Raw genomic sequence first — 13,045 nt, 5'->3', positions numbered from 1 at the left:
TGCCTTATTTACCGGGAGCGGCAACATCAGTTGGTTCTGTTGTTGCATCTTTGTATTTGCGGAGAACGGAAACTTCTACACGACGGTTCTTGGCGCGTCCGGCGGCAGTCGTATTCTCAGCGATGGGATGATATTCCCCGTATCCGATCGGACTGAACTTAACCGGGTCCAGGTTGGGGTTAAGCAGCAGGATTTTCATGAATTGAAGGGCACGGGCCACGCTAAGATCCCAGTTGGAGGAGTAGCTGCTATTGGAGATAGGAATATTATCCGTATGTCCCTGCACTAATATATCGTAATCGGGAAACTGCTGCAGCATCGTCGAGATTGACTTGGCCAGCTGGCGGGAGTCATCCTTGACCATAGCCTGTCCCGAAGCAAATAAGGCGTTGTCGCTGATTGTAATCATTAACTGGGACTGATTCAGCTTTGTACTGAGCAAATCAGTCATTCCGTTATTCTTGATGTACTGATCGAATTGCTCCTTAAGCTTCTCCAGATCCTCCTGTTCTTTGGCACGAAGTTTGGAGATCTCGGCGGTGCCTGTATTTTTATCTAGAACACTATTCATTTTATCCTTACTGCCTTGGTCAAGTTGAGTACTAGTAGGTGAATCCGAGCGGAATTCCAGTACGCCGCCACCGCCGCTGAGCGCTGAATTGAACGCTTGGGCCATTTGCTCAAACTTCTGGGCGTCCGTAGCACTCATGGCATACATAACCAGGAATAGAGCAACCAGCAGGGTCATCAGATCGGAATAGGGCAGCAGCCAGGATTCATCGGCATGCTCTTCGTGCTCCTCATGCCTAGTCTTTTTGCTCATTCGAGGCGCCCTCCTTCTCACTTAGCTTGGCCCGTTCGGACGGAGTAAGGAAGACGGAAAGCTTCTGATTGATAGCAATGGTGGAGACCCCGGACTGGATAGACAACAGACCTTCTACCATCATCAGGCGGACTTCAATCTCGCGTTTGGAAATACGTTTTAACTTGTTGGCCATAGGGTGCCACATTACGTAACCGGTGAATATCCCCAGCAGAGTAGCAATGAAGGCTCCGGCAATCGCGTGGGCCAGGACGTCCATGTTGCTCATATCACCCAAGGCGGCAATCAGCCCGATAACAGCCCCGAGTACCCCCAGCGTAGGTGCGTACATCCCGGCTTGGGAGAAGATTAAGGCGCCGGCTTTATGTCTATCTTCTGTAGCGTGAATATCTTCCATTAATACATCGCGGACAAATTCCTGGTCATTACCGTCGATAATCATCCGCATGCCGTTTCTAAGGAAATTATCTTCGATTTCATCGACATTGGATTCCAGTGCAAGCAGTCCTTCACGGCGGGTGATGGATGCCCATTCCATGAACATTGTAATCAGTTCGGGCTTGCCGACCATCTTTTTCTTCACAAATAGGATCTTCAGCAGCTTAGGGAAATTCTTGACTTCCGACATGGGAAAGGCCATGAAGATTGAGGCGGCCGTACCAAGAAAGATAATTACATAGGCGGCAGGATTGTTCAAGCTTTCAAGCGGAGCATGCTTGAGTACCATCCCCCAGACTACTGCGATCAGACCAAAAACCAGTCCTAGTATTGTTGAAATTTCCATTTATGCACCTCGTCCATGAGAATTAAGAAGTGATCCGACTATACCGCGTTTATCATCCTTGAACCGCGGGAGGACACTCTGCACGTAACCAAATCACGTATATTCTTATTTATCGACAGCATTCCCTTTTTTGTGAAGTGATTTTTTCGGCTATAATGGATAAGGTAAGTAATTATTCATCAGCGAAGAAAACGGAGTGATTGACGTGGGAGTAAAGCATGGCAGAGATTACAGTGAAATTCTGGTTGAGCTGACAAGCGCAGTCGGACGGATTTCCGACGGGTATATTTTTTTCGAAATGGAGCCAGAGGAGTGGGAGAACCTGCCGGAGGAGTCGAAGCTGGAGGTATGGGAGGCGCTTGCGGAGGATCTGTTCTACGCACTGGGCAATGAGCCGGTGATTAAGGTCGGAAGCGGTGTTGTAATGTACGATAAAGAAACGCACCGGATCAATATTCTGCTCGGCGACGAGGATTTGGCGTCGGTCGTTCTGGTGTAGCCTGGAGGCAGCCGCGGAGCGGAGTTTGTCCCCAGGCATCTGCCCATGTTAAAATTGGGATAAGAAGTACTATTGGCCGGGATTTAAGAATACATTTAATCGAAAAAAATCTTTGGCCCGGCACATCCCTTGGACTTTAAGAAGCTGAGGGATGTTTTATTTAAAAGACAGGACTGCTGTGATGTAGCTAATTAAGCAAGGGAGGAAACAAATTGCCATTTACAGAGGAAGAACTGCGGGAGCAGATCGGCAAGCTGGAAGGCTGGAAATTGGAAGAGGATATTATGGTACGCAAATATATGTTCAATGAATATATGAAGGGAATTGCCTTTGTAGATGAGGTTGCTGCGATCTCGGAAGCGTTCGACCATCACCCGCATATCACCATTGATTACAAGACCGTTATCGTGCGTCTGCCTGCAGATGTGCAGAAGCTGGATATCCGCCAGGCCAATGAAATTAACGAGGCTTTTGAGAAAAACCGTTAGAGGACAGGATCCTTATGGAAATGACAGTACTGCCTGATCCATAAAAATGCCCGTGCAAGGATACCAGGTATCTTTTGCAGCGGGCATTTTGCTTTGGGCATGTTATTATTTCTTCTCGGCCAGCCATAAAGCGACATTCGCAATTTCCTCAGGGGCTAGTTTGTCTTTGAAAGAAGGCATCTGCCCGCGTCCCTTGGTCACAATGCTGTAAATCTGCGCCGCGTCATGCTGAGCGCCCTCCTGCTGCAGGTTCGGCCCTACACCGCCCTGAAGCTGATCCCCGTGGCAGGTGATGCAGTTGGCTTTTACCAGGGCCTCCGCGCTGGCTGCGTCCAGCACAACCTCAGGCATTGTAGGCTTGTTCTCTTCAGCCACCTCGGCTTTGCCGGGCAGGGTAAACATTAAGACCACGGCAAAGGCACAGGCGGCAAAAAACAAACCGCTCATGATCCATTTCTGCATCTGCATCCGTCCCTTCATGTAAGCTGCTTCCTTCATTATACCGGATGGTGAAGCGTTATCATAGTATTTGTGTCAAAAAAATGAACGAAACTCCTGGGAAATTTGCATACATACAGAAGTGGAATGCTATTTCTCATAGACCATACAATAAAATGGTTTATCGCCAGATGGAGTTCTTCGTTCATAAGTATCCGTTATGGTAAATCCGCATTTCTGGTAAGCACGGATGGCCCGCTGATTCCAGGTCAGTACCTCCAAATCGATCTCCCGTTCCGGATAACGCAACAGAGCCGCCTGAACGATGGCCTTCATGAAGAGATGTCCCATGCCATGACCGCACAGATCGGGCCGCATGCCGATTCCGAGCCGGACTACACCCTCCATAGGGAACAGCTGGGCGAAGCCGCATAGGATTCCCTGTCCGTTCACGATGGAAACGTATTGTTCGCTGCGCAGCTGCGGATCACCGAATTCAACACCGAGCGCCTGCATCTGCTCCCAGGGCATCCAGCCGTAAATATTATACGGGGGCCTATAGTTCCACTCACAGATCTCAGCGCCATGCCGCGACTCCATAGCAACAACATAAAAAGATACCGGAGAACTTATCATAAGCGGAGGCCACCTTTCAAGGGAACATTACTTCATTCTATAAATATTATATACAAAATGAGCAGGATACGACGCAAAAACCTTGCAGATAGACCGGAACTTGACAAACGCCAAAAAATATTTTAGGAAAGGGCCGAATTGATGTTTTACAAATATAGAGCGGGGTAAGTAATTTTATAGACAAAAAAATAAGCCCTCCTCCAAGATTTCGGCAAAAATCCTGGAAAAGCGCTTATATTTAGGACAAATTATTGCACATCGTCATTGTCTTCGGAATCAGTAGCTACAGTCTTGTAAGCATCTGTACTCATAATCCGTTTGGCGCCAACGTAGCGGTTGACGTAGTAGCTGTCACTCAGCGAACTGATGGTTACACCACGCGAGGAAGAAGCATGTGCGAACTCACCGTCACCAACATAAATACCGACATGGGAAACGCCTTTGCCGCTTGTATTGAAGAATACAAGATCGCCCGGTCTCATCTCATCACGGGATATAGCAGTGCCCATCTGATATTGGGAGCCGGATTGGTGGGGCAGGTTAATTCCGATCTTATCAAAAACATACATTGTAAATCCGGAGCAATCAAAACCGTTCGTGGATACACCGCCGGATACGTATTTGGTCCCGATGGCTTTGTCGATAACTTTATCCATTTTGGAATCCGCGAAAGCGCTTCCTGCTCCAATGGTGAAGATGATGGAAAAGCTTAGTACTGCGGCTGCTAGCTTCTTCTTCAAAAGTAAATACCCCTTCCAAATGCCTACGAGGTTAGCTTAAGGGTTCGGTTGAAGGTCCCCTATGACCCCTCTTAGAATAGGAGGTCAATTCACCCAAAGTTGGTTCCCCCGTTTCCCTAAATCTTTAGGGAACTCGGCACGACTGTTGATTAGGATTAGCTGTTATTCAATACATGACAAAACCTTTGTTAAAAGCGATTCAATAATTACAAAAATGTTACTAAAAGCTCACTGCGATAATTGTAGCAAAGACTAGGGCGCTTGGCAATCACTTATAACATATTAATGCATTTTTTTTGCGTTTTTTAGAGTTATAGCTGCATAGAAAGACTCATATTTAACGCAGCGGGTGAGCTGTTGATGAATTTTCTTTGGATTTGGGATAAAAAGGTGTTTCAGGGCCTGCAGATGAGTGTAAAAGGTAGAATAAGGAAAAGGAAAAACCCGGAAATGATTACGGCAATAATCAAAACCGGGCTCGTATAAGTTACATTTAGATGTTAGAGGTACAAATATTCGAGGAAATGTTCAAGGGTTCAATCGTAAGCGACAGCTTGGTAGGCTGTTGTGCTCATTACTCTTTTAGCGCCAACGTAGCGGTTGGCCCAGTATGCCTGACTCAGCGAACTGATGGTTACACCACGCGAAGTGGAGGATTGTGCGAATTTTCCATTGCCAACATAAATACCGACATGGGAAACTCCGTTGCCCAGGGTATTGAAGAATACCAAATCACCGGAACGCAAATTACTCTTGGATACGGCTGTTCCAACGCTGTACTGTGCCTTAGAGGTGCGCGGCAAGGTCAGGCCGATACTCTTGAATACGTATTTGGTGAATCCGGAACAATCAAAGCCGCTGGTGCTGGTGCCCCCGGTTTTATATGACGTTCCAATGGTTTTTGAGATCACAGTATCCATTTTGGAATCTGCGAAAGCGCTGCCCGCTCCGAGTGTAAATACCATCACAAGACCTAGCGCTGCTGTGGTGCATTTCTTCTTAAAGTTCTGACTTCTCAAAAGATGTACTCCTTCCAAGGCCTGCGAGGTTAGCTTAAGGATTCGGTAGAAGGTTCCCCTATGACCCCTCTAAAGCGAGATCAATTCACCCAAAATATGGTTCCCCCACTCCCCGGTGCTGGGAATTCGGCGTTTTGTGCACCAGAATAGTGACATATCGACATAAGGTTAATGGCTTCGGTTACATAGCTGCATAATTCCATTTGAAAGATTACAAATTTGTTACTAGTAGTACAGGCATCATTGTACCAAAGGATTTACAGTTTTGCAAATGCACTTGTCGCAGCTGTAAACAAAAAAGAGTCATGCACCTCACCAGAGGGGCGATGACTCTTTTAGTATGCCGTTTTGGCGGCCGATTATTGTGGGAATGATTTACTGGACCAGAGATGATACTGCGCGGCTATGCCCCACATTTTGAATAGAGTGGATGGCAGAGGGGCAGCCTGGCGCAGGAGCAGGGCCGGGAGACCCGGAAAGAAGAGCGCTGCAGCGCCGCAGAGGATCAGCATCACCAGACTTCCTGCGCCCAAAATGACAGATATCCCGATGGAGTGCAGAAGGACTTTCAGACAGATCAGCAGCGAAGGGAGCATGCCCGTGCCTGCAGTATAACCAAACTGCATATACAGCAGCAGCTTGCGGATAAGGAAGAGGTAGATGAGCCAGCCCAGCACATAAGGCACGAGCGTCAGCAGCAGCGGATAATCGAGAATGCCGTTCAGAAGCAGACGGTACATCTTCGGCAGCAGCCAATAGAGCGGCAGAAGGACCAGCGCCCATTCAACGAGACTGAACAGCAGGACAGGCAGACCATAACGCTTCATCCCGGGAAAAAAGAACAGTCCGCGCTCCCCGGCGCGTTCCTGGTGAAGCTCATGCAGCAGGCCCGCCCGGATAAAGGGGGAGAGCAGCAGCCGCAACACAGTCAGTGCCAGGAGCAGCCATAGCCATTGCCGGACGTCCGGGTCCGTGTGCAATGCAGTCTGCCCTTCAATATAATACAGCAGCCTGCCTATGCTACTGCCGCCGGCGTTCGCATCCGGATAACGCAGCAGTACCGGAATGACGGCGCTTTTAATGAATTTGTACATGAAGTAGCCCCAGAACAGCCGGTAGATAAATAGCAGAATCAGGATATAAAATTGCTCTTTCATGCTGTGCCAACCGCGGGTTATCGAAATTTTCACAATCCTTCACCTCACCAGACAAGAGTTCCGAGCAGGGTTTCAAGCAGTGTCGTCGCACTGAGCGTCCAGCGGGAAAGAGTAGTGTGCTCAAGCTCCGCCATTCTGAAATTATTAAGATGCTTGCTCTCCAGCAGTATGGAATGTCCCGGATCAATCTCGGCGGAGACCAGAGGCGCTTTATACGATAATTCAAACGATGTTGCCTTCCCTTCGCCGTTCCAGTATTGCTGTACCGAGTACCCGTCCGAGAAAATGAATTTCACAGGGACATCCCCATAATGGCTGCCCTTGTTGCTTACCTCAACTACCGCATCATATTGGATGCCTGCTCCGCCACCGCCGCCCCGCTTGGCCGTGAGGCTGATGTCATCTACTGCAAAATCAGGGGCTCCGCCGCTGTAGACATACTGGTCAAAATAAGTCTGCCAGGATTGCTTGTTCACTTTCTCCACAATCTTCTGGAAGTCAGCGGTCGAGGGATGCTTGAAGCGGTATTTACGGGTATAGGCAGCGAGAATGGCATCCATGCTCTTGGCTCCTGCTAACCGTTCGATGTCACGGAGCACCAGCTTGCCCCGGATATAGACATTGCGCGTGTAGGCATCATCTCCGGTGTATTTCCACGTCTCCAGATTGAGCGGCTGCGAGGAGGAGACCAGACTGGACTGCAGCGGGAGGCTTGAGGCAACGCCATATTCCTGCTCCATCAGCCGATCTTCGGCATATGAGGTGAAGCTCTCATCCAGCCACGCCTCCTCGAATTCATTGCTGGCGACCATGCCATAGAAATACTGGTGACCGATCTCATGGATCACGGTCCGTTCAAGCGAGGTGCCGGGCGATGCCTCGGCAGCACCGAAGGCAGTGATCAGCGTCGGATATTCCATCCCCCCGGCCCCATTGCCAGATTCAGGCGGGACTACAATGGATAAGGTGGAGTATGGATACGGGCCGTACCATTTGCTGAAGGCGGTCAGGGCAGCCTCTGCGGCCTGGAAGTAGCGCTCCTGAAGATCCTTATGCAGCGGGTCCAGATAGAGCTTGATCTTTACTCCGGGCACCTGCGGCGCGGAGAAGGCCTTCTCGGCAACCACAAAATCCGGCGATGCCGCCCAGGCGAAGTCATGAACATCATCTGCGTAGAACTGATAGATTTTGCGGTCCTGTACCAGCCGCGCGTTCTTCACCGGAAATCCGGTGGCGGCAACCTTGTAATCAGACGGGACGGAGATGGTTACATTGTAAATACCGAAGTCACTGTAGAACTCAGATGTGCCATGGTACTGATGCAGGTTCCAGCCTTCCTCCTGTGCTCCTCTTGTGCCAGCAGGCTCGTAGACGCTGAGCTTGGGGAACCATTGGCCGGCCATGACGAAGTTGCCGGCGGTTCCCATACGGGCGAATATTTTCGGCAGCTTGACCTCAAACTGGAGTTTGAGTGTTACGCTCTCACCACCGTTTACCGGCTGGGGCAGGTGGACCTTAAGCAGGGTCTTGTCATTCACATTGCCGTCGTCAGGCTGTACATACTGGGTGCGCTGCATTAACGAAATCCCCTCGGAGGTCCGCAGATCCGTCAGCGTCAGGCTGCCGTATCCGCCCGCAGGCATAGAGTCGCCCCGGAGAGTTCCTCCGGATTCCTTCATAAAGGTTGTATTGCCGGAAGCGAATGCATTGGGATAAAGGTGGAAATAGAGCTCTTGGACCGGTTTTTTGCCCGGATGGATCCAGGTCACCGTTTCGGAAGCTGTTAAGGTTCCCGTATCGGCCAGCAGCTGAACATCCATGTGGTATTCCACCACACGCTGGCTTAAAACCTCCGACACTGGAGGCGGAGTGATCTCCGGAAGAGTGGACTGCACAATTTGCTGCTGCGGCAGGACGGCGGGGGACTTGGCCTCTTTTGGGGCAGAGGCAGTCCATACGGCAGGGCTATGCCCTGAAAGAAACCATATTCCGCCTCCAAGCAAGGTGAGAACAGCCAGAGCTGCGAAGATGAGGGTATACCTTAATGAATGTGGCTTCATACTGTGATTCCTCCCGTGACAAGCATCTACGGGATGTATATGTTTGCAATCGGCGCATTATTAGCTAAAATTAAATAATTAGTGAATGGAAAGGATGTGCACTTGTGGATAACGTACAACCAGAGGGCAAAAAGCAGATTGCCTTGAATATTGTGAATGCCAAGAGTAAGCATAAAGGCTTCGGGGCAGGCTCCATTGATCTGGGTAATGTATCGCCTGTTATTATTGATCAAGGTATCGCCGTTATCGATATCGGTGCCATGCATGCCAAGAGCAAAGTGGAGAAGGGGATTAAGTTCTCCGTGAACCGTGAGGATGTACCGGAAGGAAGACAGGTCTGGGTAGTCTGGGTCGCTGTGGACCGTACACCGGAGGGCCAGTTCTACGGCGGAATTACCGCCTGTGAGATGTGGATCGATTCCGAAGCCCGCCGGGGCTGGAAGATTCTTGCCGATCATGTCAATAAGCTGGATGCTGCCCTGAAACGGAAGATTATTGTGGAGGGACTTGGGTCTATGGAGCGGGAAGCGCTGAAATCACTGCTGATTGCCCATAATGAAGAGTGGTGGGCCGCTTCACCTGACGAGCTGAAAGCGGCATTGTCGGAGTAGTAAGCTGAACGAACATGTATATCGAAAAACAAGGCTTGGCTCTCTGTTAGCAGAGGGCCAAGCCTTATGTATAAGATGATGGATATGCGCTGCTACGGAGTCACTCTGCCGGCAGTATTTAGCTTGCGCTTCAACTGGCTTACTCTGGCCTGGCTGATTCCGAGCACCTCGGCAAGCTCCTTCTGGTTGGCATAGGGGTGGTCTTCCATCGCCTTCTCCAGACGCTGGCTCATTTCCTCCGTCTTCGTTCTCCGTCCACTGCGGACAGGTTCGGCAATCTCCTCTGCAGGGCCTGAGGAGATTGTGATCTCTTCAGATCCGCGCCCGGGGTCGCTCAGCTCTTTGAGGCAGGTATTGCAAATGAATTGATCTTTATAATAGGTTACATGATCAAGGCTTCTGCAAAAAGTGCATTCTGTGGAGGTGTACTTTCTGAGGACGATAATTTCCTCATTCAGGATAAAAAACTCGATGGGATCCCCAATGTCAATATTTCGTGTCATGCGGATTTCTACGGGAACCACAATTCTACCAAGACTGTCTAAACTCCGGATCATGCCTGTATCTTTCATTCCATGTCCCTCATTTACATCTTTATATTTTTTGTGGATATCTCTGATTATAGCAGTAATTGTAAGTTTAGAGAACGGGGAAAGCGCATACAAATTATGTTGTTTCTTGTCGCTTATACGGGAAATAGCCCGTTTTACTGCGCAGGAGAGGGTCCGGGGCAAAAAAACATATAAAACCTCTCCCTTCGGGAAATCCCAAGGGAGAGGTTTATTAGGGTTCTCTATTTTTTACCCAAATTAGCACAGTCGAAACAGCGGGATGAAACTATCTTCAGGTGAGGATAACCGGCTGCGCATCCGTGCTGCTGACCGAGACATAGGGATTGCCCCGAAGATAGAAACGCCAAGGCTTCAGCGCGTATTCTTCTGCATAGGGAATATTGATGCGCGGAGCCTGGACAATATCCAGAGATTCCGGGGCTTCACCTTGCTCCAGCCAAATCGGTCCCCCGCGGAGATCAAGCCTGGCCATGTTGAGGCTTTTGTCTATCCTCAGTGCCCGGCACAGCTTGCCCGGGCCGCCGGACAGATCCGAAGGCTTGCGGACAGCCATTCCCCGGTATGCAGCCATGAGCTCCGCGTCCCTGGCGGTAAACGGCTCCACTGCACGGATCAGGACCGCATGCGGTTCGTCTTCAGCAGCGGTAACCACATTGAAGCAATAGTGCATCCCGTAGATCAGGTATACATACGTAGCGCCGCCGGAGCTGAACATTGCTTCTGTACGGGTTGTCCGCCGCCCTCCGTAGGCATGACTCCCCTTGTCTTCAGCGCCGCCGTAGCCTTCAGTCTCCACAATACGGCAGCGGATATCACCGTTATCGGTGCGCCGGACGAGATGCTGGCCCAGGAGGCGCGGAGCTGCATCTACTGCCGCAAGCGCATAGAGTTCAGGCGGCAGCAGCCGCTGCGGGGCGGAATGGTCTGGTCCGACTGAAGAATTCAGCTTCATGAATGGTTGACACCTTCCTGCGGCGGACTAACGCTTAAGAGAGCGCCTTGCCGGGCTCATCCCATCGTAACGCAAGTCTCCGGCGGCAGCAATGCCGGATCAGTTCATCCACCAGCGTTTGATATCATTCCATAGCGAATGTTCCTCCTTGACAGGCTCGGCAATCTCAGAGTTGCTCCCATTCGGGGAAGCATCGGAGTCGCCGGCGGCATGCTGGTCGCAGTACTCAGTAGGCTCAGTGCCGCTGATGAAGGTTGTAAGCTCCTTCTCCGGACAGGCTGCTGTAGCCAGCTTGCCGGACTGCGGATTGATATACACGCTGACCACGCCATCAGGAATCGGGAAAATCTTCGGCGGTACATTCTCCAGCGCTTTTTCCGTAAACTGCGCAAAGATAGGCGCTGCACGTCTTCCATCAGCGGTGGCAATGTCCCGGCCCTTGTCGTAACCTACCCAGACCGCAGTGGAGAGCTCAGGAGTGAAGCCCACCATCCAGCCGTCTGTATCGGTAGTGCCTGTTTTGCCGGCGACCGGGCGTTTAATCATCGAGGCTACGCGGTTCCCCGTTCCTCCGCTCTCAAATACGCCTTCCATCAGCCGGGTCAGCACATAAGCGGCTGCCGGTTCTACCACAGACTGCCCTTGAGGCTGCGGAGCTTCATATAGAAGGTGTCCGCCCGCATCTGTAATTTTCAGAATTGCGGTAACAGGCTGTTTGACTCCGCCATTGCCGATAACTGCGAAGGCGGAAGCCATCTCCAGCGGACTGACAGGGGAAGTGCCGAGCGCCAGAGACGGGACACTTTGCAGCGGGCTGTTGATTCCCATAGCGGCGGCCATAGCGGCCACCTTATCCGCGCCAATCTTCATAATTGTATTTACGGCATAAATATTGTCGGAAGCGGCAATCGCCTGCTTCATGTTGATCTCGCCAAGATACTTATCGCCGAAGTTGCGGGGCTGATAGGTTTTGCGGTTGTTGTCATAGTGGAACAGTGTCGGCTGGCTGTTGAAGACAGACAACCCGGTCATCTCCTTGGAAGACAGCGCGGATAAATACATAATAGGTTTAAAAGAAGAACCGGGCTGGCGTGTGGTGGCCAGGGCATGATTAAATGCGCTCGAACGGTAATTGGTCCCTCCGACCATGGCCTTCACATAGCCGGTACGGGGGTCAATGGATACCAAGGCGGTTTCCAGCTCGCTGTTATGGTCCATTCCCTGATCCACGGCCTCTTCCGCAGCCCGCTGCATATCCGGATCAAGTGTCGTGTAGACATTCAGTCCGCCCTGATCCAGTTCGTCGCTGCTGATATGCAGACTGTCTATAACGAGGCTGCGCACATAATCGCGGAAATAAGGAGCGGCTACAGTAGTATCCTTCTGCCCCTGCGGCTTGAAGGTCAGCTTCTCCATGGCTGCGGCCTCCGCCTGCGATTCCGTGATATCCCCTACATCGACCATGGCTGCCAGAATGATACCCTGCCGCTTAACAGCACTATCCAGGTGCGTGTAGGGCGAGTAATAGGTGGGGCCTTTGGGAACTCCAGCCAGCAGGGCACTCTCCGCCAGATCCAGGTCAGCGGCCGGTTTGCCGAAGTACATTTGGGCAGCTGCTTCAATACCATAGGCACCATGACCATAATAGATTTCATTTAGATACATATTCAGAATCTCGTCTTTGCTGTATTTCATCTCCAGCTGAAGGGTGTAGAGAGCCTCCTTGCTCTTGCGGGTCCAAGTTTTCTCATGGGTCAGGTACAAATTACGCGCAAGCTGCTGGGTTAGTGTACTGGCCCCTTGCGTACGCCCTCCTGCCTGCAGGTTGGCGAGCACCGCTCTGCCCATTCCTTTGAGGTCAAAGCCGGCATGACTATAGAACTTACGGTCCTCTACAGCCAGAGTGGCCTTGATGAGCAGCGGGGAGATTTGTTTAAGTTCCACAGGATCACGGCTGCGCCCGTCAGTAGTGAAGGTGGTCAGTACATTGCCCATGGAGTCAAGCAGTCTGGAGCGGATATCATCCCCTAGAGGAGGGAGCGGTTTCTGATATAGGAACCCAAGCAGGACTCCGGCGCCCGCCAGGAACAGCAGGGCAGAGAAGAGCATCAGCCGGAAGAGCCGGCGGAGGCGGCGTTTCGGGACTTTGGGTGCAGTAGAATCGCGCGGCATAACATCAGGCTCCTTCTATTTCATGCAGAAACGGCCCGGTTGCCCTTGATAGGTAAGGCGAAGGCGTCTCTGCTGGTATTCTCCATTATGGGGA

Annotated in this window: 14 protein-coding genes and 2 riboswitches; of the genes, 3 read left to right on the top strand and 11 right to left on the bottom strand. The window is 51.0% G+C overall.

Annotation, left to right across the window (positions count from 1 at the left end):
* Nucleotides 1-4: 4 nt before the first annotated feature.
* Nucleotides 5-823, bottom strand: a complete 819-nt coding sequence (gene motB / locus MKZ24_RS04200) for a flagellar motor protein MotB (RefSeq protein WP_340781412.1) — start codon at nt 821-823, stop codon at nt 5-7.
* Nucleotides 807-1,607, bottom strand: a complete 801-nt coding sequence (gene motA, locus MKZ24_RS04195; RefSeq protein WP_039303855.1) for a flagellar motor stator protein MotA — start codon at nt 1,605-1,607, stop codon at nt 807-809. The genes motB and motA overlap by 17 nt, the downstream gene beginning before the upstream one ends.
* Nucleotides 1,608-1,812: 205 nt before the next feature.
* On the opposite strand from motA, the gene MKZ24_RS04190 reads away from it, so the two are divergent.
* Together MKZ24_RS04190 and MKZ24_RS04185 are read left to right on the top strand one after the other, a co-directional pair.
* The gene (locus MKZ24_RS04190) at nt 1,813-2,106 is read left to right on the top strand and encodes a hypothetical protein (RefSeq protein ID WP_042231484.1); all 294 of its coding nucleotides are present in this window, start codon (nt 1,813-1,815) and stop codon (nt 2,104-2,106) included.
* A 212-nt stretch (nt 2,107-2,318) separates the two neighbouring features.
* Nucleotides 2,319-2,594, top strand: coding sequence for a 4a-hydroxytetrahydrobiopterin dehydratase (locus tag MKZ24_RS04185; RefSeq protein WP_042231486.1), 276 nt, complete (start codon nt 2,319-2,321; stop codon nt 2,592-2,594).
* Nucleotides 2,595-2,699: 105 nt separating this feature from the next.
* On the opposite strand, the gene MKZ24_RS04180 is transcribed toward MKZ24_RS04185, so the two are convergent.
* The 6 genes from MKZ24_RS04180 to MKZ24_RS04155 form a co-directional block, all read right to left on the bottom strand.
* Nucleotides 2,700-3,056: a c-type cytochrome gene (locus MKZ24_RS04180; protein WP_042241255.1), complete on the bottom strand. Its 357-nt coding sequence runs from the start codon at nt 3,054-3,056 to the stop codon at nt 2,700-2,702.
* Nucleotides 3,057-3,182: 126 nt separating this feature from the next.
* Nucleotides 3,183-3,668 (bottom strand): GNAT family N-acetyltransferase, encoded by a 486-nt coding sequence (locus MKZ24_RS04175; RefSeq protein ID WP_042231489.1) that lies wholly within the window; start codon nt 3,666-3,668, stop codon nt 3,183-3,185.
* A gap of 248 nt (nt 3,669-3,916) precedes the next feature.
* Entirely contained in the window at nt 3,917-4,408 is a 492-nt protein-coding gene (locus MKZ24_RS04170; protein WP_042231491.1) for a C40 family peptidase, read from the bottom strand.
* A gap of 5 nt (nt 4,409-4,413) precedes the next feature.
* Nucleotides 4,414-4,557, bottom strand: a riboswitch (cyclic di-AMP (ydaO/yuaA leader).
* 387 nt (nt 4,558-4,944) lie between these two features.
* On the bottom strand, nt 4,945-5,373 hold the full coding sequence (locus tag MKZ24_RS04165; protein ID WP_042140612.1) for a C40 family peptidase: 429 nt from the start codon (nt 5,371-5,373) through the stop codon (nt 4,945-4,947).
* Between the two features lie 57 nt (nt 5,374-5,430).
* Nucleotides 5,431-5,569: riboswitch (cyclic di-AMP (ydaO/yuaA leader) on the bottom strand.
* Between the two features lie 217 nt (nt 5,570-5,786).
* A complete protein-coding gene (locus MKZ24_RS04160) occupies nt 5,787-6,584 on the bottom strand; it encodes a hypothetical protein (RefSeq protein ID WP_340781409.1) in 798 nt (265 codons plus the stop codon).
* Between the two features lie 44 nt (nt 6,585-6,628).
* Nucleotides 6,629-8,644 (bottom strand): M1 family metallopeptidase, encoded by a 2,016-nt coding sequence (locus tag MKZ24_RS04155; RefSeq protein ID WP_340781407.1) that lies wholly within the window; start codon nt 8,642-8,644, stop codon nt 6,629-6,631.
* A gap of 104 nt (nt 8,645-8,748) precedes the next feature.
* Here MKZ24_RS04155 and MKZ24_RS04150 point away from each other — a divergent pair, with 104 nt between their 5' ends.
* The gene (locus MKZ24_RS04150; RefSeq protein WP_042231499.1) at nt 8,749-9,255 is read left to right on the top strand and encodes a YwhD family protein; all 507 of its coding nucleotides are present in this window, start codon (nt 8,749-8,751) and stop codon (nt 9,253-9,255) included.
* A 92-nt stretch (nt 9,256-9,347) separates the two neighbouring features.
* On the opposite strand, the gene MKZ24_RS04145 is transcribed toward MKZ24_RS04150, so the two are convergent.
* From MKZ24_RS04145 to MKZ24_RS04135, 3 genes are all read right to left on the bottom strand, one after another.
* Nucleotides 9,348-9,827 (bottom strand): AbrB/MazE/SpoVT family DNA-binding domain-containing protein, encoded by a 480-nt coding sequence (locus MKZ24_RS04145; RefSeq protein ID WP_042231503.1) that lies wholly within the window; start codon nt 9,825-9,827, stop codon nt 9,348-9,350.
* Between the two features lie 271 nt (nt 9,828-10,098).
* Nucleotides 10,099-10,779: a DNA-3-methyladenine glycosylase gene (locus tag MKZ24_RS04140; RefSeq protein ID WP_042231506.1), complete on the bottom strand. Its 681-nt coding sequence runs from the start codon at nt 10,777-10,779 to the stop codon at nt 10,099-10,101.
* 99 nt (nt 10,780-10,878) lie between these two features.
* A complete protein-coding gene (locus MKZ24_RS04135; protein WP_340781405.1) occupies nt 10,879-12,951 on the bottom strand; it encodes a transglycosylase domain-containing protein in 2,073 nt (690 codons plus the stop codon).
* Between the last annotated feature and the right edge of the window lie 94 nt (nt 12,952-13,045).

Source organism: Paenibacillus sp. FSL R7-0297 (assembly GCF_038009025.1).
Classification (GTDB): Bacteria; Bacillota; Bacilli; order Paenibacillales; family Paenibacillaceae; genus Paenibacillus_AQ.
The sequence above is the reverse complement of the archived record's forward strand: the minus strand, read 5'-3'. Positions and strand labels throughout refer to the sequence as shown.

Bases quoted from the DNA above. Each gene is read 5' to 3' on its own strand.
- motB (WP_340781412.1), bottom strand. From the start codon at position 823: ATGAGCAAAAAGACTAGGCATGAGGAGCACGAAGAGCATGCCGATGAA.
- motA (WP_039303855.1), bottom strand. From the start codon at position 1,607: ATGGAAATTTCAACAATACTAGGACTGGTTTTTGGTCTGATCGCAGTA.
- MKZ24_RS04180 (WP_042241255.1), bottom strand. From the start codon at position 3,056: ATGCAGAAATGGATCATGAGCGGTTTGTTTTTTGCCGCCTGTGCCTTT.
- MKZ24_RS04175 (WP_042231489.1), bottom strand. From the start codon at position 3,668: ATGATAAGTTCTCCGGTATCTTTTTATGTTGTTGCTATGGAGTCGCGG.
- MKZ24_RS04165 (WP_042140612.1), bottom strand. From the start codon at position 5,373: ATGGTATTTACACTCGGAGCGGGCAGCGCTTTCGCAGATTCCAAAATG.
- MKZ24_RS04160 (WP_340781409.1), bottom strand. From the start codon at position 6,584: ATGAAAGAGCAATTTTATATCCTGATTCTGCTATTTATCTACCGGCTG.
- MKZ24_RS04155 (WP_340781407.1), bottom strand. From the start codon at position 8,644: ATGAAGCCACATTCATTAAGGTATACCCTCATCTTCGCAGCTCTGGCT.
- MKZ24_RS04145 (WP_042231503.1), bottom strand. From the start codon at position 9,827: ATGAAAGATACAGGCATGATCCGGAGTTTAGACAGTCTTGGTAGAATT.
- MKZ24_RS04140 (WP_042231506.1), bottom strand. From the start codon at position 10,779: ATGAAGCTGAATTCTTCAGTCGGACCAGACCATTCCGCCCCGCAGCGG.
- MKZ24_RS04135 (WP_340781405.1), bottom strand. From the start codon at position 12,951: ATGCCGCGCGATTCTACTGCACCCAAAGTCCCGAAACGCCGCCTCCGC.